This is a genomic window from Tunturiibacter gelidiferens, from assembly GCF_013410115.1.
GTDB lineage: Bacteria > Acidobacteriota > Terriglobia > Terriglobales > Acidobacteriaceae > Edaphobacter > Edaphobacter gelidiferens.
This window is the reverse complement of the sequence record NZ_JACCCV010000001.1, coordinates 184,932-209,232: the sequence shown is the minus strand read 5'-3', so window position 1 is coordinate 209,232 and position 24,301 is coordinate 184,932. Positions and strand designations below refer to the sequence as shown.

The following is a 24,301-nucleotide window of genomic DNA, read 5'->3' as shown; positions in this document are numbered from 1 at the left end:
GTAAGAGGTACGGCGGATGGTTGGGGTTGGATTGCCGGGTGTGGGTGATTTTGCGGAGCGGGTTTGATGGGTGGGTGGTGGGTTGAAAGCAGTGGACGCAGGAAGCTTCGAAGCTGTAATGTTTTTGCGATTTGCGCCGATGACTGGATCAGCCGTCCTCGCTTTGCGGGATGAGCGAGATCTCTGGGAGGCGGGCGTGGACGAGATTGAGGGCCAGTTTGAGGGCAAGGAGGAGCGGCGGAGTGTGGCGTTGGAGGGGGTCGTCGAGCGGCGGGAGCATACGCGCTACGCCGTGGATGCATGGGCCGAGGTGATGGTGAAGGATGGGACGATGCTGTTTCGCGGGCGGGTGCTGGATGTGAGCCAGGGTGGGTGCTACATCGAGACGGAGGCTCGGCTGCGGCTGGCCCCGGGTACGCCGGTTGAGATTATCTTTCGGGCGCATGAGCGGGTGCTGCGGTGTGAAGGGACCAGCAGGATGGTGAGGACGCGGGGGGCGGGGTTCTTGTTTGAGGGGATGAGTGCGAAGGTGCGGGCTGGGCTGGAGGGATTGATCGCGGAGTTGAGTGGGGAGGCTTAGCGGGTCTCGTACTGTCGGCCTTCGATCGGAGGTAGAGAGATGGGACGCGGGGAGTTCTTTGTTTCGCTCAAAATGACACCAAAGGAGAAGCACAGCGGAGCAAGGCAAATGCGGGGGTCTCTCCAGTGCGCGGCGGACGATGAAGCTGTCCGCCGCTTCGGTCGAGATAACGGCTTTCAAGCAGGAGAGTCGAGATGACGGATCTCAAGTTGGAGTAGGAGAGGGCGATGAGGTCGAACGATTGCACTACGTGGTGTGGTCGATGATGATCTTCCAGCCGTCGGTGGTTTTTTCGAAGATGAGGGAGAAGATGCCTCCGGCGTTGCCGCCGTCTTTCTTGCCTCGCTCGAGGTGGTACTTGCCGATGCAGACGGCGTAGTTTTCGTCGAGGGGGTGGACCTCAAGCTCGGAGAAGGAGAGGGTGCCCATGGCGGCTCGGGTGGGGTAGTCGCGCTTGTACTGGTCGAGGAGGCCGGCGTAGCCGCGGGAGATCTGGTGAGTGATGAAGAGGGTGTCGGGGGAGTCTTTGTAGCCGTTGGCGAAGGCGGGGAGGTCGCCCCGGTTCCAGGCTGCCTCCTGGGCGAGGAGGACCTTGATGACGTCGAGCTCCTGGCGGGAGGCGGTGTGGAGACGATCCGGGTTTTGCGCGGTGAGGGTGAGCGGTGCGAGGAGAACGAATAAGACGGCAGCAAGGCGGAGAGAGGAACGCAGTGGCATGGGAGACCTCGAAGGGGGAGCTGTCTGGTTTAGCGTTGCTTCGTGTGGTTGCTTCATAGAATGCCGTGTCAAGTTTGGATTGATAGTAGACCATGTCGGTGGAAGATTTGGTTTCCCGGATCTTCTACAGTAACTGTCTGAGCACCCACCGGATAGTCTTCGATCTGTCTTCGGAGAGAAGAGGAGTTGCCGGTTATTGTTTTGACAAGGATGTTAATGACACGATCGAACTCAGGGCGATTGCCGGGGCTGGACACGTTGCGGGCGGTCGCGATTGTGGCTGTGATGTTGTATCACCTGAAACCATTTCTTCCCGAGAGCATGGCGGTGGTTGCGCAGTTTGGCTGGATGGGGGTCGATCTGTTCTTTGTGCTGAGCGGATATCTGATCGGCCTGCAGTTGCTGAAGCCGTACGCGTCTGGGGATAGACCTTCGATCTGGAGTTTTTATCGGCGCAGAGCGTATCGGATTCTTCCGGCCTATGTTGTTGTTTTGTGGATCTATCTTGTGTTTCCCGGGTGGCGGGAGTCTTCGGTATTGCCGCCGCTGTGGCAGTTTTTGACGTTTACCGTCAATTTGTTTTTCGTCGATTTTAGTCAGCATGCTTTTTCGCATGTCTGGTCGCTGTGTGTGGAGGAGCATTTTTATCTGGTGCTTCCGCTGCTGGTGATCTGGGTGATGCGGAGGCCATCTTTGCGGAAGACGGCATTGTTGATCGGCGGCGTCGTTTTGTTTGGGATCTGCTTTCGCGGCTACAAGTTGTTGCCTCTGATTGCGCCGTCGGGATGGAGTGGACGCGTGGTGCCGGATGACTTCGGAACGTTTTACTACAGGTATCTCTACTATCCAACGTACTCGCGGCTTGATGGGCTGGTGGTGGGGGTGACGCTGGCGCTGGTACGGATCTTCCGGCCTGCAGGGTGGTCGTGGCTGGCCCGCAGAGGGCACGCGGCGTTGGTTGTAGGGATCGCCTTTACGGGCGCCGTTTGCTGGATGTTCCGAAGCGATGGGATGGGCGATGCGACGAAGGCTGCGGCATGGGGGACGGTGATTGGGTACCCGCTGCTTGCAGCCGGGCTGGGGTTGCTGGTGGTTTCGAGCGTAAGCAGCGATGGATGGCTGAGTCGGTTTAGAGTGCCTGGGTCGCGGCTGCTGGCTACGCTTGCGTTCAGTCTTTATCTCACACATAAAGAGGTCGCGCATCTGGATCGGAGGTACCTGATCTCGCTTACTGAGGCTCGGGATGCGAAGACCGTAGTGGTCTATGCGGTGACATGTCTGCTGGGGGCCGGGGTGTTGTACGGGTTGGTGGAGCGCCCGTTTATGGTGCTTCGGGATCGCTTCGAACGGCGAACTGCCAAGACGGTGGATGCGGAGATGCTTCGCGAGCCGGCTTTGTAGCGGAGGCTAATCGCGGTTGAAGTGGGTGTTGTCGAGGTCTTCGGTTGGCTTGACGCCTACGGTGGGGGTGATCCAGATGATCGTGACGAAGGCGCAGAGGCCGAGGGCCAGGTGAGGGTGGGAGAAGGCAAGGAATAAGGCGACAAGATAGACGAAGAGGGAGAGCTGGTTTTTGCGCTGGACGGAGGTGTCCTCCGCTTCGAGCTTGTTGGCGATGCGGAGTCGGCGGGCGATGGAGAGGCGCAGCAGAAGGAAGCTGAACCCGGTAAAGATCATCGAGGCGATGTAGAGGAAGACGGAGAAGGAGTCGAGTTTTTTCTCGAGGACGTAAGAGGTGAAGAAGGGCAGGAGCGAGAGCCAGAAGAGGAAGAAGAGGTTGGCATAGAGGACGAGCTCGTCGGCTTCTTCGGTGCGGTGAACGAGGTGGTGGTGGTTGATCCAGTAAATGCCGGTGAAGGCGAAGGAGATGGCGTAGATGGCGAGGGTGGGGAGAACGGAGTAGAGTCCGGCGACGCCCTCCTGGCGGGGGACCTTGAGCTCGAGCACCATGATGGTGATGATGACGGCGATGACTCCGTCGGAGAAGGCTTCGAGACGGGCTGGGGAGGAGAGGTGATGGCGGGGCATGGGTTTGTCGCTGGGCTGCGGTGTTGGGAGCAGCATACAACGGTGATTGCGCAGGGTAGCAGGCTATTGAGACTAAAATAGTGGAATGGCTGCAAATCCTCTGGAAACGACCGCGCCTTCCAGCGCGATGAAGGTTGTTCATGCGGTTTGTTCGCATGACTGCCCGGATTCGTGCGGCGTGCTGGTGACGGTGGATGAGCTGACGGGCCGGGCGGTGAAGGTGCAGGGTGATCCCTCGCATCCGGTGACGCGCGGGTTTTTGTGCGGCAAGGTGGCGAAGTATCTGGACCGCGTTTATTCGCCGGACAGGCTGTTGTATCCGATGCGTCGGCGAAAGGGCGTGGCGAAGGGGTCGCTGCCGCAGGGGCGTGAGGCGGATGCGTTTGAGCGGGTCTCCTGGGATGAGGCGCTGGACGAGATTGCCGCGAAGCTGACGAAGATTGCGGCGGAGTTTGGGCCGGAGAGTGTGCTGCCTTACAGCTATGCGGGGACGATTGGGCAGCTTGGGTATGGGTCGATGGATCGGAGATTCTTTCATCGACTTGGGGCTTCGCAGTTGGCGCGGACGATCTGCGCGGAGGCGGGTGGGACGGCGCTGAAGGCTGTGTATGGAGTGAAGCTGGGGACGGTTCCGCAGGACTTCGCGCATGCCGGGCTGGTGATTGCCTGGGGTGCGAATATTCATGGGAACAATGTGCACCTGTGGCCGTTTATTGAAGAGGCACGGCGCAAAGGGGCGCGGCTGGTGGTGATCGATCCGTACAGGACGCGGACGGCGGCGCTGGCGGATGAGCATCTGGCGATTAATCCCGGGACCGATACGGCGCTGGCGTTGGGGTTGATGCACGTGATTCTGAGCATGGGGCTGGAGGATCGCGAGTATGTGGATGCGTGCACGAACGGATTTGAGGAGCTGCGGGCGCATGCACTGAAGCCGGAGTACTCGCCGGAGAGTGTGGCGAAGGCTACGGGGATCGATGCGGGGGCGATTGTGCGGCTGGCTCGGGCTTATGCTGCGGCGGGGCGTGCGGACGCAGGGAATAACGCTGAGGGCTCAAACGTCGCCGGGCCGGCGGTGATTCGGTTGAACTACGGGATTCAGCGGAGTGAGAATGGCGGGACGGCGGCGCGGGCGGTTTGTATGCTGCCGTTGTTAACCGGTGCGTGGAAGTACAAAGGCGGCGGATTGCTGCTCTCTACGTCGGGTTCATTTCCGTTCAACGAGAGGGCGCTGCAGATGCCGGAGTTGATGCTGGCGAGTCCGTTGGGACGGCCGGCGCGTGTCGTGAATATGAGCCAGCTTGGTCAGGCGTTGACTACGCTTGGGAACGATGCGAAGGCTGGGGCTCAAACTGGGCCGCGCGTGAAGGCGCTGTTTGTGTATAACTCGAATCCGGCGGCGGTGGCTCCGAACCAGAACGATGTGCTGCGCGGCATGAGGCGTGACGATCTGTTTACGGTGGTGCATGAGCAGTTCTTTACTGACACGGCGGACTATGCGGATGTGCTGCTGCCGGCGCCGACGTTTCTTGAGGTGAAGGATGTGCAGGGTGCGTATGGGCATCTGTTTGCGCAGGTGAGCGAGCGGGCGATTGCGCCGCTGGGCGAGGCGCGGAGCAACGTCGCGATGTTTGGTGAGTTGGGGCGGCGCATGGGATTTGAAGAGGCGTGCTTTGACGATCGCGAGGACGAGTTGATCGATCAGGCGCTCGAGACGGAGCATCCGTGGTTTGCCGGGATTACGCGGGAGCGGTTGGAGCGGGAGGGGCATGTTGCGCTTCGGCTTCCTGTTGATGCGAAGGGCGACGTGTTGCCGTTCAGCACGGCGGTGTGGTTCAAGACAGCGAGTGGGCGGGGTGAGTTGTTACCGGTGCCGGTGTTTGCTGCGCCTACGGAGTCTCGCGCGAACGCTGCGAAGGGGCCGTATCCGCTGGAGTTTCTGCCGAGGAAGGCGGATAACTATATGAACTCGACGTTTGCGAATATTCCTCTGCATCAGCGGATGGAGAAGCGCACGGCGGGCGTACTGGAGATGCACGCGACCGATGCGGCGGCGCGACAGATTGCGACTGGCGATGCGGTGGAGGTGTTCAACGGGCGCGGCAGCATTACGCTGAGGGCGCTGGTGAACGCGCAGGTGTCGGCGGGCGTGGTGGCGGCGCGGCTGGATTGGAGTAAGCTGGGCAACGATCTCTCGGGGAACCGCGCCAACGTGAATGCGCTGACGTCGGAGACGCTGACCGATATTGGTGGCGGCGCAACGTTTTATTCGACTTTGGTTGAGGTAAGGAAAGGGCACGATGACGTTAGGTGATGTGAAGGTACTGCCGGGGCTAGATGAGATTAAGGCTGCGGCCGAGTTGATCTACAAGACGATGCCGGCTACGCCACAGTACAGCTGGCCGCTGCTGAATGAACGGGCTTCGCAGATCGCCGGGGCGGTTGAGGTTTGGGTGAAGCATGAGAACCATACGCCGGTGGGCGCGTTCAAGGTTCGCGGCGGGTTGGTGTATATGGACTGGCTGCGGCATGAGCGGCCAGAGGTGAAGACGGTGGTGTCGGCGACGCGCGGGAATCATGGTCAGTCGATGGCGTTTGCCGGCAAGCAGCTTGGACTGCGGGTGGTGATCGTGGTGCCGTTTGGAAACAGCCCGGAGAAGAACCGTTCGATGCGGTGTCTGGGTGCGGAGCTGGTGGAGTTTGGCAACGACTTTCAGGAGGCAAGCGAACATGCGGCTTATCTGGAGGGGAAGTTTGGCTGGCATCGCGTGCCGAGCTTTGATCTGCGGCTGGTAACGGGCGTGTCGACGTATGCGTGGGAGATGTTTACTGCTTGCCCGGAGCTTGAGACGTTCTATGTGCCGATTGGGATGGGGTCGGGTGTGTGCGGGACGATTGCGGCGCGGAATGCGCTGGGGTTGAAGACGAAGGTGGTGGGTGTGGTGTCGACCCATGCACCTGCCTATGCGTTGTCGTTTGCGGCGGGGCATGTGCGGGAGCATGAGTCGACCACCGAGATCGCCGATGGCGTCGCTTGCAGGAAGCCGGACGAGACGACGCTGGAGATCTTGAAGGCGGGGATGGATCGGATTCTGATGGTCGATGACAAGGCGGTGAAGGAGGCGATGCGCGCTTACTTCGTCGACACGCATAACGTTGCGGAGGGTGCGGGCGCGATTGGGCTGGCGGCGCTGCTTATGGACCGGCCGAAGGGTGGAAAGCGCGTGGGGACAGTCTTGTGTGGCGGGAATGTGGATAGCGACGTGTTTGGCAGCGTGTTGTGCGACGGCGGGTTGAGCTGAGTCTAAAACTCAAGTCGCGCTGCGGGTTCTAGAGCCTCCTCAAGATCACTCGTTGGGGTTAGAGCAGACGGATTTCCCGAAACGTCGAAGCTAGAGGCGTGCTAGTCTGGCGCGGTTGGTCTCTGGTGTTCACTTCGATTTGTTATGGAGTTCGCGATGACACGCTTCTGCTTGTTGCCTGGGTTGATTTTGCTGGCTTCGGTTTCGGGATTTGCTTCGGGGCCGGGTGACAGGGTGGCGACGGATCCCAAGAGCGTGATTTCGGCAGAGAGTGCGGCTGGGGGTTCTCCGATGCCGGTGGCTGAGTTGTTGCAGACGGTGCGACTGGCGGGTTCTACGTGGTCCCCGGATGGCAAGCAGATTGGATACATCAGCAATGCTTCGGGGCGGCTGAATCTCTGGGTGATGCAGGCGGATGGCACGGGTGCGCGGCAGTTGTTGAAGTCCAATGACCGTCAGTCGAGTCCGGCGTTCACCAAAGACGGCAAAGAGATTGTGTTTGAGCAGGACAAGGGCGGCGATGAGCTGTATGACCTGTACGCTGTTTCGGTGGGTGGCGGCGAGCCCAAGAACCTGACCAATACCGACAAGACCAGTGAGAGTGGGCCTCTGTTTTCCAAAGACGGCAAGTGGTTGGCGTTTGGCAGCAAGGAGAAGGTGGAGTCTTCGACCAATCTTGCGGTGATGGAGTGGCCTGCGGGAACGGCGCGGTTGTTGACGCACGAGAAGGATCCGAAGGCCTCGTGGAGTGGCGTGGACTGGAGCCCGGACGGACGGTATCTGTACGCGGTGCGGGAGGTGGGGACGGAGGATGCCGATGTGTATCGCGTGGAGGTCAAGAGCGGGGCGGCAGAGAATCTGACCGCGCATACGGGGAAGGTGTTGATGCTGGCGTCCGAGGTATCGCCGGATGGGAAGACGCTGCTGATGACTTCGAATGAGAAGGGCGGGTACGCGAATGTTGCGTTGCTCGATGTGGCGTCGAAGAAGAGGCGGTGGGTGACGGATACGCAGTGGGAGGCGCATGCGGGAGGATTTTCGCCAAGGGGCGACACGTTTACCTACATCCTGAATGCGGATGGACGGGCGACGATCAACTTTGTGGATGGAAAGACGCTGAAGGCGAGCGATCGAGGAGTGCCCGCCGGGTTGAACACTCCGGGTGCGGGCCCGACTGCGTTTCGTGAAGATGGAAGCTACCTGTTTTCGCATCAGGACTCGACGCATGCGCCGAATCTTTATTTGTTGAGCGCAGGCGGGACTGTGACGCAGGTGACGCATAACGAGAGCCCGGTGTTGACTTCTGCTACGCTGCCCTCGTCGCAGCTTGTGACGTATAAGAGCTTCGATGGGAAGATGATCTCGGCGCTGGTATGGGTGCCGTTTAATTTGAAGCGGGATGGGACCGCACCAGTGGTGGTGATGCCGCATGGCGGGCCTACGGGACAGACGCTGGACAGCTTCAGTCCGCGGGCGATTCTGCTGGTGTCGCGCGGGTACGTGGTGATTGCGCCGAATGTGCGCGGATCGACGGGCTATGGGATGGAGTTCCAGAAGGCGAACTACAAAGACCTTGGCGGCGCGGATCTGAAGGATGAGATTGCCGGCGTCGATTTCTTGAAGGCCACGGGATTTGTCGACGCGAAGAAGGTGGGGATCTGGGGCGGCTCGTATGGCGGGTTCATGACGCTGATGGCGATCGGAAAGAATCCGGAGATGTGGGCGGCGGCGGTGGATGAGTACGGGATTCTGGACTGGTACACGATGCTGGCGCATGAGGATGCGCAGCTGCAGGAGTATGAGAAGTCGCTGCTGGGCGATCCCGTGGCGGACAAGGCGGTGTATGAGGCTTCGTCCCCGCTGAAGTACATTCGGGAGGAGAAGGCTCCGCTGCTGGTGCTGCAGGGGGAGCGGGACATTCGCGTGCCGAAGGAGGAGGCTGAGCAGGTGGTGGATATTTTGAAGAAGGAGGGACGCACGGTGGATGCGGTGTACTACCCCGAAGAAGGGCATGGCTTTATCAAGCGGGAGCATCAGTTGGATGAACTGACGCGGTCGGTGGGGTGGTTCGACAAGTATCTTAAAGGAGAGGCGAAGGCTCAGTGAGGTTGGCGATGCATGCAGCAGGTTTTCAGTGCGCGGGTTGTGGAGAGTGGGTGGAGACGACGGTGGATGAGTCGGGCGGCTCGAAGCAGCAGTATGTGGAGGACTGCCAGGTCTGCTGCCAGCCGAATGTGCTGACTGTGCGGTGGGACGGGTCGGCGCAGGAGTTCACAATTACGGCGGAGTTGGAGAGTTAATTCCACTGGCGGGTGCCGTTGGGTGGGCGCATTCGTCCAACGATCACGCTGGAATTCGTTGGTTGGATTGAGGTTCGTCCGGCCAGAACCACGGGGCGAACTCGCTAACCGCTGGCCGCTCCCATATAATCAGGACTTCGCTGACTTTGCTGGCGAGCGTCATTTTTAGAGCAGTGAGGGTGTGCGTATCTTTACCGTGAATCGAGAGAGCGGAAGCTCCCTGAAAAGCAAGACCAAGACTGTGTGCACGCGCTCCAGACGCTCCCGCATCGCTTATGCCGCGTACATGATTGCGTTTACGGCGCTGGCCGCTTCGTCGCTCTCGGCCCCGTCGCTTTCGGCCCAGGCCGTGGGATCGGTATCGGGCAATGTGGAGACGCTGTGCCAGCCTCAGGTGATCGGTAATCGACGAATTCCCAAGGAGTCGGTGCTGGCCAGGCTGTACAGCCGGCAGAACGACCTGTACGACCCGCTGGTGGTGGAGCGGGACTTCAACTCGCTTTGGAATACCGGCTACTTCGACGATGTGCGGATTGAGCGCGTCGACAGCCCGAAGTGCGTGCAGTTGATCATTTACGTCAAAGAGAAGCCGACGATTCGCGAGATCAACTACAAGGGTCTCGGCGCGGTGACGCAGTCGGACATTCTGGACCGGTTCAAGAAGGCGAAGGTTCCGCTTTCGGTCGAGAGCCAGTACGACCCGACGAAGATCAAGCGGGCCGAGGTTGTGCTGAGGGATCTGCTGGCAGAGCACGGGCACCAGTTCGCCACGATCCGGACCGAAGTGAAGACGATTCCGCCGGCGGCTGTAGCGATTACGTTCAACATTAAAGAAGGGCCGACCGTAAAGGTGGGCAAGATCGCGTTTCAGGGCAACAACAGCCTGAACGATCGCACCCTGCGTGCCGCAATGAAGAACCTTCGGCCGATCGGGATTCCGCATTCGATCATCCTGGAGAATCTGTTTGCACGCACCTTCGACGCGAGCAAGCTCGATGAAGACACCGAGCGCGTGCGCCAGGCTTACCGGGACCGCGGCTACTTCAAGGCTCTTACCAGCGAGCCGACGACGCACATCCGCGATGCGGGCGGCATCAACCCGTTTACGCTTCACCCGTCCAAGGGCAAACGGATCGACATCCTGATGCCGGTGGAAGAGGGTGCACGCTACAAGCTGGCGGGCATCACCTTTTCCGGTAATACCCACTTCACGAATACCAAGGCTCTGCGTGCGCAGTTTGCGCAGAAAGATGGCGAGTACTTCAACGCGACCTTATTCGGCAAAGGTTTGGATCAGCTGCGGAAGGCGTTTGGCGAAGGGGGATTCATCAACTTCGTGGGAACGCCGGTACCGACGATCGATGAAGCGAATAAGACAATCAAGCTGAATATCGATATCGATGAAGGCAAGGCGTTTTACGTTTCGCGGATCGAGTTTACGGGTAATACGATTACGCGCGACAAGGTGATTCGGCGCGAGCTGTTGCTCGAAGAAGGGCAGGTCTATAACAGCAGGCTCTGGGATCTTTCGATTCTGCGGTTGAATCAGCTGAACTACTTCGAGGCGTTGAAGGCGGAGCAAGACTCGGAGAGCCGTCAGAATACGGATGACGGAACGGTCGATCTGCTGCTGAAGCTGAAGGAGAAGGGCAAGAACTCGATCGGCCTGAACGGCGGCATCAGCGGATTGTCGGGCACCTTTGTTGGTTTGAACTACGAGACCAATAACTTTCTGGGACTGGGCGAGACGCTCTCGGTGCAGGCAAATATCGGCGACCTTTCCCGCAATCTGAGTCTTGGATTTACCGAGCCTTATCTGCGGGACAAGCCGATCTCGCTGGGCGCGCAGATCTTTGCCAGCAAGTATGACTTCAATCCTTCGAAGAGCCAGTCGGCGACCGGCCAGGCGGCGGGAAATCTGACGACGGCGCAACAGTCGCTGCTGACGAACTATAACCAGTCGACGACAGGGTTGACGGTCTCGGCCAGCGAGCCGCTGCGACATCTGTTTTCACGAACCGGCGTAACGCGTATCGGTCTGTCGTACTCGTTGTCGCGGTCTTCGGTTACGACGTTCAATCAGAACACGACCAATGTATTTCAATCGCTCGCGTTCCGGTCCGGTGTCGCGGGACAGAATCAGTTGAGCGGCATCATTACTTCGGTTGTGACGCCGAGCTTTACCTTCTCAAGCCTCGATCGTGCGGTTGGACCGCATCACGGCAAGGACTTCAACGTTTCGATGCAGGTGGCAGGGGTGGGCGGTAATGTGAAGTACATCTCGCCGATTGCCAGCTATCGTCAGTTCTTCCCGATGAAGGGACTGCGGGTAAACAACGAGGGCCACAACGTGCTGGGTTATCGCATCCAGCTGGCTCATACGTCGGGCTTTGGCGGCGAGGTTGCTCCGCCGACGCATCGTCTGTATAGCGGTGGCGAGTCGGATCTTCGCGGGTTCGACATCCGGTCGGTCGGTCCGTACACGTTCATTCCGAATAAAGTTCAGTACATCCTGACGAACCCGGATGGGACCTCGGTTCCGCGCGATCCGACGAACCCGGCGCTGGGTCCGGTGCAGATTCCGCTGCCGATCTACCGCATGGTATCCATCGGTGGCGATACGCAGATCGTCGCGAACCTGGAGTACCGGATTCCGATTGTGAACCAGGTCACGTTCGCGTTCTTCAACGACTTCGGCATGACCTTCGACGCGCTGCATGGCCAGTTGCGCCAGAGCACCGCGGGTCAGTCGCTGATCGATGGCGCGCAGTATGGATGTCCGACGATCGTCAACGGCGCCTGCTTTGGCGGCCAGTCGGTGAAGTTCCCGAACCTGCTAACGATTGTGCCGGGAACAAACTATGTTCCGCGGGACTCCCTCGGCGCCGAGCTGCAGGTGATCCTGCCGGTCGTCAATGCGCCGTTCCGTATCTTCTACGCTTACAATCCGCTGCGTCTTTACAAGACGGTTCCGCAGCAGCTGGCGGTGCCGAACTCCGGTCCGGACAACGTGAATACCTTCAAGAGCTACTTCCCGAGCGATGGAGCTGGACAGTTCAGTTATCAGCAGGCGCTGCAGTTCTATGGAGCGGATTACATCCTGCGCGAGCCCAGGAAGACGTTCCGCTTGACGGTGAGTACGACCTTCTAAGGAAGATTATGTCCTGCCGGACGGGCTCCCTGCGCGGGAGGCGGTCACTTCGTGACTTGTATACCTTGTCTGGGCAGGATGATCTGCGCAGGGCCTCCCGTTGGTCGGCATGATCTTCCTTCCGAGCATCGCGAGGACCGCTGCAGTCAATTCACCCAAACAAGATATACGCCCCACGAAGTGGGCGCCCTCCGCGCAGGAGGCCCGTCCGGCAGGACAGAATCTTCTAATAGCTTCGTTGATACATGCGGGAGATACGGTCGTGCCAGCCCAGGCCGTCTTCATCCATCCATGCCCAGAGGAAGCCGATGCCCAGCGGACACGCCGCAAGGACAGACGCGAAGATGCGGCGGCGCATGGCAGAGCGGGTTGGGTTGTCGTCGGCAAGAGTGCAGAGGCCGATGCGGGCATAGCGCATACCAGGGGTGGCTTCGCTGAAGGTGAAGAACAGAAGCTGGTAGATCAAGGCAAGGGCGGCCAGAGTCCCGGCTGTACCGATGGCGGCGGTCTGCAGGCTCATCGGAACAATATGAGGGGCGAAGCTCACGGGATTGGTTGAGAGCTTGCCAACCGTGACGGCGAAGGCCGCGACGAAGCACAGGAACGAGGCTGTAATGATGCAGCCATCGACGATAGCGGCCATGAGGCGCAGGTTGAGAGGCGCGGCTTCGGGTCGGTGCTCGAGCTGGAAGGGCGCCTCAGCCGATTCCACCGGGGCCGCGACTGGGTGGGCCGCGAGCAGGATGGAGGACCACTCGGGCGCGATGGATTCTACGACCGGGGAGGTGGAGATCTGGGCCGCTTCAACTTCGAAGATGCGGAGCTGCGCTGCCGGCACATTGTGGGGGACCTGATCGGCATCTTCGCGGAGCGGACCTTCCGCCAGTCGCGGGCGGGCTTTACGAGCGGCTACCAGCTGACGAGGAAACTCGATAAGGTTAGCCGGAATCTCGATGGGAGGGCCGGACTCTTCGAAGACAGGAGCCTGGCGGAAGGCGATCTCCTCGTCAAGCGCCAGGGTTTCAGCTTCGTTCGACGCTTCATAGGCCTCGTAGATCAGCGGGCGGCTGGGGGTAGAGACCTGTTCCGGAAGGCGGCCGCGAGTTCCGTCTTCGTAGAGTCTCACGGTGAGTGCGGGGGCCGTCGTCTGGGCGCCGGTGGGAGAACTGAGTGGGAGCGGTTCGGCGTCCGAGGGTTCCGCAGAGGCGAGTTTTGGCGCCGGGACTGGTGAAGGCGTTGGGGGCGTCAGGGTCCATTGATCGAGATCGGCCAGGAGTTGGTATTGAGCATCGGCTACGGCCTTGGCGCTGAGGGCGGCGATCTCGGCTGCGGCTTCGGCCTCGCGAATGGCGGCTTCGGCCTGCTCCGCGAGGAAGGTGCGGTAGCTGGGGGAGTTGGCGTAGCGCTCGGCGACCGCGGCGGCGATGCGGGAGGAGCGGGACTTTTCGGGGCCGGGTTGCGCGATGGGAGTGACCGCGGAACCCGATTGCTGGTTGCGGCGGGCACGGTGGGCGGCCAGGCGCTGGGCTACTTGTTCCTTAAGCGCAAAGGGCGCAGCGGCTCCCGTTTCGTCCGGGGCTTCGTCCAGTGGTAGCAGGTCACGCTGTGCAGAGCTCATTGTGCTCAATTCCAAACTCGCTTCCGTAAAATCGTTTAGCCTCAAAGGGTGGCACGTCTGACAAGTTTCAAACCGAACGAACCTGGGAGGAAGACCCATTGGCAGCGCCGACTGCCTTTGCTGGCTTTGCTGTCCGGCGGATTGAAGCCGTTGCATCCAGTCCCGAAGGCTCGCGGAAGTGGCTCCAGGAGCGTCCGGACGACTGTTTACCTCTTGATAACTATCATGGTGCTCGCGGCAAGTCATCCACATCTGTGGGGACAGCAGGTGACGAGTCAGGCAACCCCCCAGACGGAAGAGCAGCAGACGTCTTCGAGCCTGCCGGACGCGCCGGGAGCGACGCAATATCCGGTAGCGGAGGTGCAGCCTGCGACCGACGACACGACCGATGTGAAGACAGAGGAAGACACTCTGCTGAGGAACGGAAGCGTCGTCACCTTGGATGGCGATGTCAAGGTTACCTACCGCGACCGAGTCGTAGAAGCGGACCACATCGAATTCGATCAGGACACCGGGGATTTGACGGCGACAGGGCATCTGCATGTGAGCGGGGGCGCGAACCACGAGGACCTGACCGCCAGACACGGCACGATGAATCTGAAGCAGCAGACGGCGACTTTTTACGACGTAGTCGGCTCCGTGGGGATGAAGAGCGCAGGGCACACGCTGACGTATTCGAGCAGTAATCCATTTTTGTTTACGGGGCGGATGGTGGTGCGGACGGGGCCGCAGTCGTACGAGATCTACGAGGGCACGTTGACGACTTGTCAGTTGCCGCACCCGGACTGGATGCTCTACGCGGGAAAGTTTGCCGTGGACAGCGAGAAGGCGAAGGCGCAGAACAGTACCTTTCGATTGATGAATATTCCTGTGCTGTTTTTGCCGTATGTCACGCATCCGGTCGATTCGGAGCAGAGGCAGACAGGCTTCATGATCCCGGTGCCGGGGTACTCGTCGACGAAGGGATTTACGCTGGGCGAGGAGTTCTACTGGGCGATCAATCGCAGCACCGATCTGATGGTAGGTGCCCAGTATTATTCGCTGCGAGGGTGGGAGCAGTCGGCGACGTTTCGATATCGCGGGCTGGGCAATGACTTCGGGAAGGCGAGATATACAGGGCTGATTGACCGTGGAATTTATACCAACGGCGTGTATGTAAATCAGGGCGGAGAAGATGTGACGGTTTCGGGACGGCACGACTTCAGTTCGCAGACGAGAGTGGCGGGGGATGTTGAGTATCTGAGTTCGTATGCCTATCGTGAGGCGTTTGCGGAGAACTTCAGCGTGGCGGTGTCGAGCGACATCCTTTCGATCGTGTATGGCGTGCACGAGTGGGACGGCTATGCCGCTTCGGCGCGTGTGGATCGCTACCAGGGGTTGAAACAGGCGGGTGTGGCTGCGACCCCGACCGCTCCCGCGATTCCGGAAGAAGAGGTGAAGATCTTTCATGCGCCGTCGCTGGACTTCGGCAGTACCGAGCATGAGATCGGCAGGACCGGATTGCTGTGGAGCGTGGAGGCTTCGCATGCCGGACTGTCGCGGGTGGAGCCGGGCTTTTCTACTGGCGGTTTAACGCAGCGCTTCGATGTGCACCCGGCGCTCTCGTATCGGCTGGGCTTTGATGGATGGCGAGTGTTGTCGTCGGTTGGCGTGCGCGAGACGGCGTACAGCAGAAGCAGGCAGGTTCCCTACGCAGAGACGGGGGTGCCGGTCGAGCTTCCGGATGCGTTGCACCGCTCGGACGTGGAGGTTGAAGCTGATCTGCGGGCTCCTGTGGTGGAGCGGACCTTCGATTCGCCGCGCGTGGAGAAGCTGTTCTACGGCAACGATGTGAAGCACACGATCGAACCGGAGCTGACCTACCGGTACGTGACCGGAGTGAATAACTTTTTGAGCGTGTTGCGCTTCGACGATGTCGATATTGTGAGCGATACGAATGAGCTGGAGTATGGAGCGACGCAACGGTTGTTCTTGCGGCCGGTGAAGGATCGGCCCTGCAAGGAGAGGCCGGTGAGCACGGCGCAGACACAGTACTGGGACGAGGATAGCGGCAAGGTTCAGACCAGGGGAGCAAGCGTTGAGCCAAAGGATAAGCTGCCCAGCTGCGGCAGTCATCCGCTGATCAGCTGGCGGCTGACGCAGAAGTACTTCTTCAACGAGAACTTTGGCGGTGCCGTAATTAATGGCCGGCGAAATATCTTCGACACGACGTTGAACTTCTCCGGGATTGCGTTTCTGACCGAGCCGCGGGCGATCTCGCCGCTGATCTCGCGCCTGCGTCTGCGGACCTCAGCGCATATGGATGTTGAGTGGGACTTCGACTTCGATACCGGAGCGAAGAAGTTTACGTCTAACAATGTGTTCGTGGACGTGCATCAAAACAACGTCTTTGCCGGATTGAGCTATGCGCGGCTGAACGCTCCGGGGCGTTTCTACACGGAGGGCGTGAGTTCTCCCGTCTCGAACTTCGACCAGCTGCGGCTGCTGCTGGGGTACGGGTCGCCGACCAAGCCTGGGCTGGGTCTTGCGGGGAATGTTGGACTGGATCTGAACGCGAACAATACCGGCCTGGTACAGTACGGGGCGGTGCAGGGGTCGTATAACTGGGACTGCTGCGGATTCAGCGTAGAGGTTCGGAAGTACGAGCTGGGCTCGGTACGAAATGAAACCACCGAGAGATTCAACTTTACGTTGTTGAACATCGGGACTGCGGGCAATCTGCGGCGTGCTGCGAGTCTGTTCTAGGCGTGGCTGTGCGTGTGTTCCTGGGGCCGCTCAGAGGGGTCCGCGGCCTTGTAAATCGCCTCTGCGTGAGATAATCGAGGTATTGTGCTGATTGCTGTGAAGCCGTTCCGAACCCTGATCTTTGCCTTTGCGCTGGCTGCCCTTGGTTGCCACGCCCAGACTCCGACTCCGACGACGAGCGACACTTCGGGGAAGCTCTCTCCTGAGGCCGTGCGACGTGTGGAGGTGCTGATCCGTTCGCGTGCGTCGATTCCAGCCGGCTATGTGATTCAGGTTGGATCGCGCACCAGGAGCGAGGTGCCGGGCTTTGACAGGATCAGCGTGTCGTTTCTGGCCGACGGCAAGTCGAGCAAGCCGACGGACTTTCTGATCTCGACGGACGGCAACACTCTGGCACAGTTTAGCAAGTTCGATATCAGCAAGGATCCGAAGCTGCTGGTGAGTGGCGATGGAAGACCGGCGCGGGGTGGTCCGGCGAATGCGCCGGTGCTGATCGTCGGGTTCGACGACCTGGAGTGCCCATACTGCGCGAAGATGCATGAACAGCTGTTTCCTGCGCTGACCGAGCGTTACAAGAACCAGATTCATATCGTCTATCGTGACTTTCCGCTGGATCAGCATCCGTGGGCGATGCGCGCGGCGATCGACACGAACTGCGTGGGTGCCCAGAGCCCGGTGGGCTACTGGAATCTGGTGGATTACATCCACGCGCACGCGGGAGACCTTGGCGGTACGGAGAAGAGTCTCGCAAAGGCCAACGAGAACCTCGATACGCTGGCGCGCGATGAGGGGAAGAAACAGAACTTGAACGCGGACGCCCTGAACGCGTGCCTCGCGAAGCAGGATGACACGGCGATCAAAGCGTCGATCAAGTTGGGCGAGAGCCTGGGCGTGGATTCGACCCCGGCGCTATTCATTAATGGAGAAAAGGTGGAGGGAGCGCAGCCGTTGGAGGATGTGTATCGTATGATCGATAGCGCGCTGATTGCCTCCGGGCAGACGCCGCCACCGCCACCGACACCAATTCAGGCTCAGCCTCAAACCCCGCCGGCGACCAAACCCGGCAACTAGCAGAAGAATGCAGGAGATTTGGATGCCGAACACGGACGTGCCGAGCTTGTCGACCGATACCGAACGTACTTTTACAACGCGCTCCTTTCGTGCCGTCTCTCTTCTGGCAGTGCTGATTCTGGCTTCAGGTCTGTTGCCTGTTGCTGGATGCAATCGCGGACATAGTGCGGATGTAGTCGCGACGGTGAATGGCCATGCCATTATGCAGGCTGATCTGGACAAGGCCTACAAGGCGCAGCTTGGAGATGCCGCTCAGCAACAACAGCAGCCGTCGCAGGAGCAGGCCGACTCGCTGCGTTTGAATGTTCTGCGCGAGCTGATCGACGAAGAGATTGTCGAGCAGCGCGCCACAAAGATGAATCTTACTGCGACCAGCGAAGAGGTCGATGCGAAGCTCGCCGAGATGAAGGCTCCCTATACCGAGGAGCAGTTTCAGCAGCGGCTGAAGGCGAGCAATCAGACGGTCGATGATCTGAAGCACGCGCTACGACGAAATCTCACGATCAACAAGCTGCTGAACAAAGAGATCAACTCGAAGATCACCGTGACCGACGCGGATGTAGCGAACTACTACAACCAGCACAAAGCCGAGTTCAACCTGCTTGAGACGAAGTATCACCTGGCGACGATTCAGGTCACCGATCAGCCGTCGCCGCAGCCGGGCAACCTGCAGGGAAGCAAAGCGACCAACGACGTCGAGGCGAAGAAGAAGATCCAGGCGTTGAAGAATCGTCTCGACAGCGGTGAGGACTTCGCCACGATCGCGAGCAACTGGTCGGAGCAGCCGGAGACTGCCCCCAACGGGGGAGATATGGGCTTCGTCGGCGAGTCGCAGCTACACTCGGATCCGTCGGTCTTCACCGCGGTGATGAAGCTGAAGGCAGGGCAGATCACCGAAATCCTTCCGCTGCTCGATGCACAGAGCAAGCGGCCGGCGGGGTATGCGATCTACAAGCTGATCTCGCGCGACCCCGCAGGGCAGCGCGATGTGAACGATCCTCGGGTGCAGCAGGCTATCCGCCAGCAGTTGCGCGACGTACGCTCGCAGCTGTTGAAGAGCGCCTACCTTGAGATGGTGCACGATCAGGCCAAGGTGGAGAACTTCTTCGCCGAACAGATCTTCAAGACGGACGCTCACTAACTCTTCAACCGGATATCGCCACTCATCTCTCTTCTTTCTCTGGGAGTTCTCATGACGCAGTCGCCTGTGCGGTACGCGATTCTCGGCTTTGGTCATCATGCGGTCCGTCGATTATTGCCGGCGTTTCCGAAGTGCGAGCATTCGACGTTGAGCGGGATGTGGCGGCGAGACCACGCTGCTGCGCTCACGAACTGCGCGGAGTACCAGATACCTCACTGCTTTGCCACGCGGGAGGAACTCTGTTCTTCGCCGGATGTGGATGTTGTGTTCATCACATCGCCGGACGCGATGCACCGCGACGACACGCTGCTGGCGCTGAAGCATGGCAAGGCAGTGCTCTGCGAGAAGCCGCTGGCGATGAGCGCGGCTGAGGCCGAGGAGATGAATGCTGCCGCTTTGGCCGCAGGGTTGTTGTTTGGGGTGGCACAAAACTTTCGCTACAACCGAAGCCTGGAGTTGATGCGGGAGCAGATAGCCGCTGGGGTGATCGGGAAGCCACAGCTGGCGCGCGCGGAGTACTGCTACCCGGCTACAAACTCTGCGAGAAAGTGGATTATCGACGCGAAGCTCGCTTACGGCGGCCCCATCGGGGATGTTGGTGTGCACTGCATCGATGCGCTGCGCTTCGTCCTCGGCGAGGATGTGGTGAGTGTCGGCACTCTGGCTCGGAAGGATGCTTCATCAGGCGAAGTGGAAGCCGTCGCGTCGCTGCAGATGGAGATGACGGGCGACGTCTTTGCCACTGTAACGACGAGTGCGCGCGCGCCCTATCGATCGCTGGTTGAGGTGAATGGCAGCAATGGGGTGATGACCTCCGAAGGTGGTCTGACGGTGGACCGGCCCGTGCAGATCGTAGTGCGTCGGGCCGGGGAGGTGGTGGAGAGCGTCACCGTGGACAACGGTGACGGCTACACCCGGATGCTTGACAACTTTGCCATGGCGCTGCGCGGCGGTAGCAACTTCGCGGCTACTGGAAAAGATGGCTTTCACAATATGCAGGCGCTCGATGCGGCGATCAAGAGTTGGCGAACTGGGACTCGCGAGAGCTTATAGTCCTCTTCTTATAGAGAAACCGCGCGACTCTGTCCTGCCGGACGGGCCTCCTGCGCGGAGGGCGGCCATTGCATGGCGTTTTTCCTGGTTGCCGAATCGCTCGGCTGCGGTCCTCCCGTTGGTCGGAAGGCTGGGCTCTAGCGTAACGCCGTAGCCAGTGCAGACGTTCCCCCGTGATGCAGGATGGCGAGGTCGCGCTCAGGCGCAGGCGGCAGATACTTTTTGTACACGCTGACGTGGAAGCAGGACTGCTGAAACTCCTCTTCGACATCAACTTTTCCCTCCTGCACGAGCGGAAGAAGGTATCCGCGAAGCCACGCAATCTCCGCCAGCGAGAGGCCGTGTTTCGCAATGTCGATGGCCTGACCGGTAAGGTGAGGAGACGCGGTGTCGCCTTCGGCTGGAGCGGCGTTGCCGTTGATGTGCATCAGGTGCTGCTGAAATTCGACCGTTCGTACTGCAGAGTTGACCTGCAGTGGCGTGTGGAAGCGAGCGTAGTGTGCGCGCGCCAGGGTCGCGAGAAACTGCGCCGTCCAGGGACGGCAGTACCGCCGATTTGTGGGCAGACGGTCGTCCACCTGGAGACCTTCGTTATCGGGGAGAGCTACGAGCAGCCTCTTGTTGCGCATGTCGAGAAGGTCGCCGTCATCCTGAATGCGAGAGAGTCCATCGCGATCGGCAACCTCGTTCTGGTGGACGAGGATCTCGTGAGAGCCCTTCAGCGGCGGAGGGACGATGAGGCGGCCGCGCTTGTTGTAGAGATTGGGTAGGATGACCGGAGTCGATGCGACCTCTTCGACGCTGGCCAGCTGTGGCCTCTCCGCAGCCGGGCGGACAACGCTGATCACAGGAACTGGCTTGGCCACGGAGACGGGCTTTGCGGTGGGTTTGCGCACAGGCGCAACCGGCGCATCACGCGTCTCGTTGAGTTCCTCCGGGCGAGATGTTCCGTGAATCGCGACCGCGGCCTGCGTCTCCACCTGGGTGGACGCAGCAGCTTTGAGGAAGTCCTCCGACGTCGCCTTTTGTGGTGCGGCTGCGGAGGCTGTCAGCTCAGGCTGCGTGCTCCTCGGCACCGGGGCGCTGACGGCGTGCCGCAGGCGGTGGTGTGCGGTCGTACTCCGCGCATGAACGCGCGCAGTCACGGGCGCATCGGCCTTTGACACGCTGTGGTGTTTGGAGCCGTGGGCGTGCGTCGGCTTGGCGGCGGCCTTTTGTCTCTTTGGATGCTTTGCAGCTGCAGCGGCAACGGTCTTTTTATGGGCCGAGGGGTGATGCGTCGGTTTGGCGAGGCTGCTTGCAGAAGACAAAGACAGGGCTGCAAGCGCCAGAAGGGCCGGTATGGGGGCGTTCAAACGCATCATGTTTTCGGAGGCGCGGAGACGCCAGAGCAATTTCTAAGTTAATCGTTGATGAGACAGTGTGTAAGTGACGAGGTGGGTTCCGTATACTTGTCGATTAACAGGGAGGAATGAATGAAGAGAATGTCGGCGGCCTTGGGGCTGGTCACCATCGCGTTGCTGGGGTGGGGATTACGAGTGAGAGCGGTGCAGGCTGCGGGGCCCGATGAGGCAGCAAAGCCCGAGTTCTACACAACGAAGGTTCAGCCGATCCTTCAGGCGAACTGCTACCGGTGTCATGGCGGGACGAACCATCGCGGCGGGTTGAGTATTCAAACGCGGGCGGGGATGTTGAAGGGTGGACATGAAGGTCCGGTGCTGATACCGGGAGATCCGGCAAACAGTCTGCTCGTGCGGCTGATCCGTCATGAGGGGCCAGCGAAGGATCCGATGCCGATGCCTCCGAAGCAGCCGAAGCTCTCTGATGCGGATATCGCGACGGTGGAGCGATGGGTCAAGGCAGGGGCGATTATGCCGGAGGACCCGCAGCAGTAAGTTTTAGCCTGGACAATTCGCCTACGAGCTGAACGGTGTTGTTCCGTGCTCCGACTTTGCTTGAGGTTTGACGAAGAGACTCTTGAGCCGGCGGCGGAAGTAGAAGAGAGCTCCTGAGATTGCCGCGCTGATGCCTTGAAACAAGAGCAGACCTGAGCCGGGATCGACGTAGGCGTGGGCCTGGCGCTCGAAGGTAAAGCTGAGCGCTATAAGAAGCATCAGCGTGATCGCGAACCGCTTGAACCTGTGAGTCATTCTTGTTTCCTCTGGGGAGGGTGCGCCTCGACGGGCACAATCTCACATAAAATGAAGACGCAAAGTGCAGACAAAAGTTTCGATTCGATTAATACTTTCGCTTACCGAATCTCAAGATCCTTTTTTGGTTTGCGTTTCGTCTTGAAGTTCTATAAAGAATTCTAGTTCGCGGTCTTGACTAGGAGCCGTTTTTTACCAAATAAAGCCGTCGGTAAATCCGTGCTCGTACCATATCGGGATGTTTGCAGTCTGTTCCGACAGGGAATGATAGTCACGACGAAGCAAGGCAGTTTGCCTCGCGAAGGAGGAACTCGCACCGCAATCCAACAGTCGCCTCGCTGTCCGGACTATCCCAAGGGGTAAAACCCCTATTCGGTCTTTATGGCGACGCTACACCGACACGCCGGCCGCCGTGACGACCGATTTGGCCGCCGCTGCAATCTGGCCCATGTCCTTCGTGGAGATGGCCATCGCCAGAACGATCACCGAAGAGGCTATCTTGACCGCTTTGTCGATATCCTGAAGCTTATCGAGCGCCTTGTCCGCTGCTTGAGTGGCCAGGGAGATCTCACTGACGGCTTGATCGGCGTCGGCGAGAGTCAGGTTCGCCGCTTGCAGAGCGAAGTTCCCCGCCGCGCTCATCAGGGAATAAACGTAGCCTTGCAGTTGAACGATCGCAGAATCGGTGAGCTTGCTGCCAGCGCTGATCGCGTCCAGGCGAACCTGTCCTATCTCTACGGCGATGTCGTGAAAAGACTGGGCGAGCGCCTGCATCTGATCGTCGCTGAGGGTTGTAGCGGACGCCGCAGGGACCGCCTTCGGGGTCACGCTTACGACCGGTTTAGCAGATTTCTTCATGGCTGATTCGACCTCGACTGGATATCTGAGAGTGCCGTCTTGAGCGATTCGACGATAGGCCCGATTTGTTTTGAAACCTCCACCATGTTTGCCCGCTTGCCCGCCTCCTGCCTTAGCTTCGTGTGCAAGGCGGCTAAGTCGTCCATCGATTTGCCGTAGCTGACAATGCCATCTTTGCGAGATTGCAGGGCAGTTTTGTCGTGGGCGTACTGCCTCTGCACAAGGATGAGAGCGAGTCGTTCATTCGGTTGAGCGCTGGCCATCGGACCTTGGTAGAAGGTGTCGAGGCTCAGTTCCTCGTTGGCGAGAAGCACGGCATAATCGGCGGTGATGACTTTCTTGAGTGACTGTGTGAGAGATTGAACAGCGGCATCGTTGGCGCTGATCAGTTGTCCGAGCTGCTTTTCGCGGTAGCCGCTGGTGGCTGCGTCCGCCAGGGACTTCAAGATGTTTTGCGCGTCGTTGCCAGCGGCAATCGCGCTCGCGGAGAAGGTGGTATTTATGCTGGAAGTAGTTACATTCTGATCGATGGTTGCATCGTATCCCATCGGCTTGTTCGAGGAGAGCTTGCCGAGGGCGTCAAAGTAGGCGATAAGCACGTTCTGATCCTTCGCCAGATGATCGGCCAGCTCCTGGTAGGGCTTGCAGTCCTGCGCCTGTTCCGCCTTAGGGCGCTCTGCGGCCGGAGTGTTCTCGAACAGTGTGTTCTGGCGCGCACAGGTTGCCGCGACATCGTTAGAAACCTTAGGAAGCGCGACTCGTGCTTCGTCGGAGAGTTTTGAAAGACCCGCCGCGTCATCAAGATCGACACAGCCGTTCAACGACGCGCACAACACTGCGAGGCCGGCTATCTGAAAGCAGAATTTGCAACTACTTCCGAATACGGACACAAACACCTCTTTTTCTCAGGCAGATCGAATGTATGCCAAGTCTCCGGGTTTTGCATCCCGGACCATGAGACGCGACGCTGCCGCGCCCGACCAACGGGAGGGCCCCGGTTCTTCCCGAACCCAGACCGGTACACGCGTCACGAAGTGACCGCTCCCACGCAGGGAGCCCGTCCGGCAGGACAAGCCCGTCAGCCCATCGTCAGGGTTTCGCAGGTGTCTCCGTATGGGCCTGGGCAAGCCAACTCCCGCTCTTAGGCTGCCGAACCCAGACGGTGACGGAGTTGTTGTCATTATTCATGAGAGAGGGCTTGTCCGAGGTGCCACAGTTGAATGTGTTGACCACGTGATAAGCGGTGAGCGCAGAGTCCGGCGTCAGAATGCGAACCTGGAGATCGCGAAGTTCGTACGACTCGAGTTTGCAGTGCTTCAGGGTGATCAGAAGCGTGTCGAGGGCCTGAATGTGTTTGTCGACCTGGATGAAGTCCGGCGTAAACAAGGCGTGAACAGCCGCGAAGTCGCCTTCGGCCATCGTCGTCCAGAGATTCTGTTCCAGCTTGACGATATCGACGGGGGCAGGAGGCGGAGGCGGTGCCGTAGGTGTCTGAGAGAGTGCTCTGGACGCAAGGAGCGAGGCGGTAACCAGCAGGAGGAGACGCATGGGAATTATCTTAGCGTCTGCCTCCCGCTGCTGAACCCA

The 24,301-nt window shown here is 59.7% G+C and carries 20 protein-coding genes; 12 read left to right on the top strand and 8 right to left on the bottom strand.

From position 1 onward, the window contains the following. Positions 1-118: 118 nt before the first annotated feature. Complete coding sequence (locus HDF12_RS00850) at positions 119-580, top strand: PilZ domain-containing protein (RefSeq protein WP_179580465.1); 462 nt, start codon at positions 119-121, stop codon at positions 578-580. 246 nt (positions 581-826) lie between these two features. Here the strand turns inward: HDF12_RS00850 and HDF12_RS00845 are convergent, their stop codons facing one another. Then, positions 827-1,297, bottom strand: coding sequence for a YybH family protein (locus HDF12_RS00845; RefSeq protein ID WP_179580463.1), 471 nt, complete (start codon positions 1,295-1,297; stop codon positions 827-829). A 216-nt stretch (positions 1,298-1,513) separates the two neighbouring features. Between HDF12_RS00845 and HDF12_RS00840 the strand changes: the two genes are divergently transcribed. Further along, a complete protein-coding gene (locus HDF12_RS00840; protein ID WP_257025288.1) occupies positions 1,514-2,698 on the top strand; it encodes an acyltransferase family protein in 1,185 nt (394 codons plus the stop codon). Between the two features lie 6 nt (positions 2,699-2,704). Here HDF12_RS00840 and HDF12_RS00835 read toward each other — a convergent pair whose 3' ends face one another. Continuing rightward, on the bottom strand, positions 2,705-3,325 hold the full coding sequence (locus tag HDF12_RS00835) for a TMEM175 family protein (RefSeq protein WP_179580461.1): 621 nt from the start codon (positions 3,323-3,325) through the stop codon (positions 2,705-2,707). 85 nt (positions 3,326-3,410) lie between these two features. On the opposite strand from HDF12_RS00835, the gene HDF12_RS00830 reads away from it, so the two are divergent. The 5 genes from HDF12_RS00830 (at position 3,411) to bamA (ending at position 12,078) form a co-directional block, all read left to right on the top strand. After that, positions 3,411-5,639, top strand: a complete 2,229-nt coding sequence (locus HDF12_RS00830) for a molybdopterin-containing oxidoreductase family protein (protein WP_179580460.1) — start codon at positions 3,411-3,413, stop codon at positions 5,637-5,639. Further along, positions 5,626-6,627 carry a threonine dehydratase gene (locus HDF12_RS00825; RefSeq protein ID WP_179580458.1) on the top strand — a complete coding sequence of 334 codons (1,002 nt, stop codon included), beginning with the start codon at positions 5,626-5,628 and terminating at the stop codon, positions 6,625-6,627. Before HDF12_RS00830 ends, HDF12_RS00825 begins: the two co-directional genes overlap by 14 nt. Before the next feature lie 156 nt (positions 6,628-6,783). Further along, positions 6,784-8,733, top strand: a complete 1,950-nt coding sequence (locus tag HDF12_RS00820; RefSeq protein WP_179580456.1) for a S9 family peptidase — start codon at positions 6,784-6,786, stop codon at positions 8,731-8,733. Between the two features lie 8 nt (positions 8,734-8,741). Next, complete coding sequence (locus tag HDF12_RS00815; protein WP_179580454.1) at positions 8,742-8,927, top strand: CPXCG motif-containing cysteine-rich protein; 186 nt, start codon at positions 8,742-8,744, stop codon at positions 8,925-8,927. A gap of 181 nt (positions 8,928-9,108) precedes the next feature. Next, positions 9,109-12,078, top strand: a complete 2,970-nt coding sequence (gene bamA, locus HDF12_RS00810; RefSeq protein ID WP_179580452.1) for an outer membrane protein assembly factor BamA — start codon at positions 9,109-9,111, stop codon at positions 12,076-12,078. 226 nt (positions 12,079-12,304) lie between these two features. Here bamA and HDF12_RS00805 read toward each other — a convergent pair whose 3' ends face one another. Continuing rightward, the gene (locus tag HDF12_RS00805; protein WP_179580450.1) at positions 12,305-13,696 is read right to left on the bottom strand and encodes an RDD family protein; all 1,392 of its coding nucleotides are present in this window, start codon (positions 13,694-13,696) and stop codon (positions 12,305-12,307) included. Between the two features lie 225 nt (positions 13,697-13,921). On the opposite strand from HDF12_RS00805, the gene HDF12_RS00800 reads away from it, so the two are divergent. The 4 genes from HDF12_RS00800 to HDF12_RS00785 all read left to right on the top strand — a co-directional run bounded on the left by HDF12_RS00800 (position 13,922) and on the right by HDF12_RS00785 (position 19,706). Then, on the top strand, positions 13,922-16,441 hold the full coding sequence (locus HDF12_RS00800) for an LPS-assembly protein LptD (RefSeq protein ID WP_179580448.1): 2,520 nt from the start codon (positions 13,922-13,924) through the stop codon (positions 16,439-16,441). Positions 16,442-16,525: 84 nt separating this feature from the next. Next, positions 16,526-17,512: a DsbA family protein gene (locus tag HDF12_RS00795; RefSeq protein ID WP_179580446.1), complete on the top strand. Its 987-nt coding sequence runs from the start codon at positions 16,526-16,528 to the stop codon at positions 17,510-17,512. Between the two features lie 22 nt (positions 17,513-17,534). Then, positions 17,535-18,653, top strand: a complete 1,119-nt coding sequence (locus tag HDF12_RS00790; RefSeq protein WP_179580444.1) for a SurA N-terminal domain-containing protein — start codon at positions 17,535-17,537, stop codon at positions 18,651-18,653. Between the two features lie 51 nt (positions 18,654-18,704). Continuing rightward, on the top strand, positions 18,705-19,706 hold the full coding sequence (locus HDF12_RS00785; protein ID WP_179580442.1) for a Gfo/Idh/MocA family protein: 1,002 nt from the start codon (positions 18,705-18,707) through the stop codon (positions 19,704-19,706). A gap of 137 nt (positions 19,707-19,843) precedes the next feature. On the opposite strand, the gene HDF12_RS00780 is transcribed toward HDF12_RS00785, so the two are convergent. After that, entirely contained in the window at positions 19,844-21,070 is a 1,227-nt protein-coding gene (locus HDF12_RS00780; RefSeq protein WP_179580441.1) for a DUF5715 family protein, read from the bottom strand. A gap of 111 nt (positions 21,071-21,181) precedes the next feature. Here HDF12_RS00780 and HDF12_RS00775 point away from each other — a divergent pair, with 111 nt between their 5' ends. Further along, on the top strand, positions 21,182-21,601 hold the full coding sequence (locus tag HDF12_RS00775; protein WP_257025287.1) for a c-type cytochrome domain-containing protein: 420 nt from the start codon (positions 21,182-21,184) through the stop codon (positions 21,599-21,601). Positions 21,602-21,622: 21 nt separating this feature from the next. On the opposite strand, the gene HDF12_RS00770 is transcribed toward HDF12_RS00775, so the two are convergent. The 4 genes from HDF12_RS00770 to HDF12_RS00755 form a co-directional block, all read right to left on the bottom strand. Then, positions 21,623-21,856 carry a hypothetical protein gene (locus HDF12_RS00770; RefSeq protein WP_179580440.1) on the bottom strand — a complete coding sequence of 78 codons (234 nt, stop codon included), beginning with the start codon at positions 21,854-21,856 and terminating at the stop codon, positions 21,623-21,625. A 390-nt stretch (positions 21,857-22,246) separates the two neighbouring features. Continuing rightward, positions 22,247-22,714: a hypothetical protein gene (locus HDF12_RS00765; protein WP_179580439.1), complete on the bottom strand. Its 468-nt coding sequence runs from the start codon at positions 22,712-22,714 to the stop codon at positions 22,247-22,249. Continuing rightward, the gene (locus HDF12_RS00760) at positions 22,711-23,604 is read right to left on the bottom strand and encodes a hypothetical protein (protein ID WP_179580438.1); all 894 of its coding nucleotides are present in this window, start codon (positions 23,602-23,604) and stop codon (positions 22,711-22,713) included. Before HDF12_RS00760 ends, HDF12_RS00765 begins: the two co-directional genes overlap by 4 nt. 199 nt (positions 23,605-23,803) lie before the next feature. Then, positions 23,804-24,262, bottom strand: a complete 459-nt coding sequence (locus HDF12_RS00755) for a nuclear transport factor 2 family protein (protein ID WP_179580437.1) — start codon at positions 24,260-24,262, stop codon at positions 23,804-23,806. Positions 24,263-24,301 lie beyond the last annotated feature (39 nt).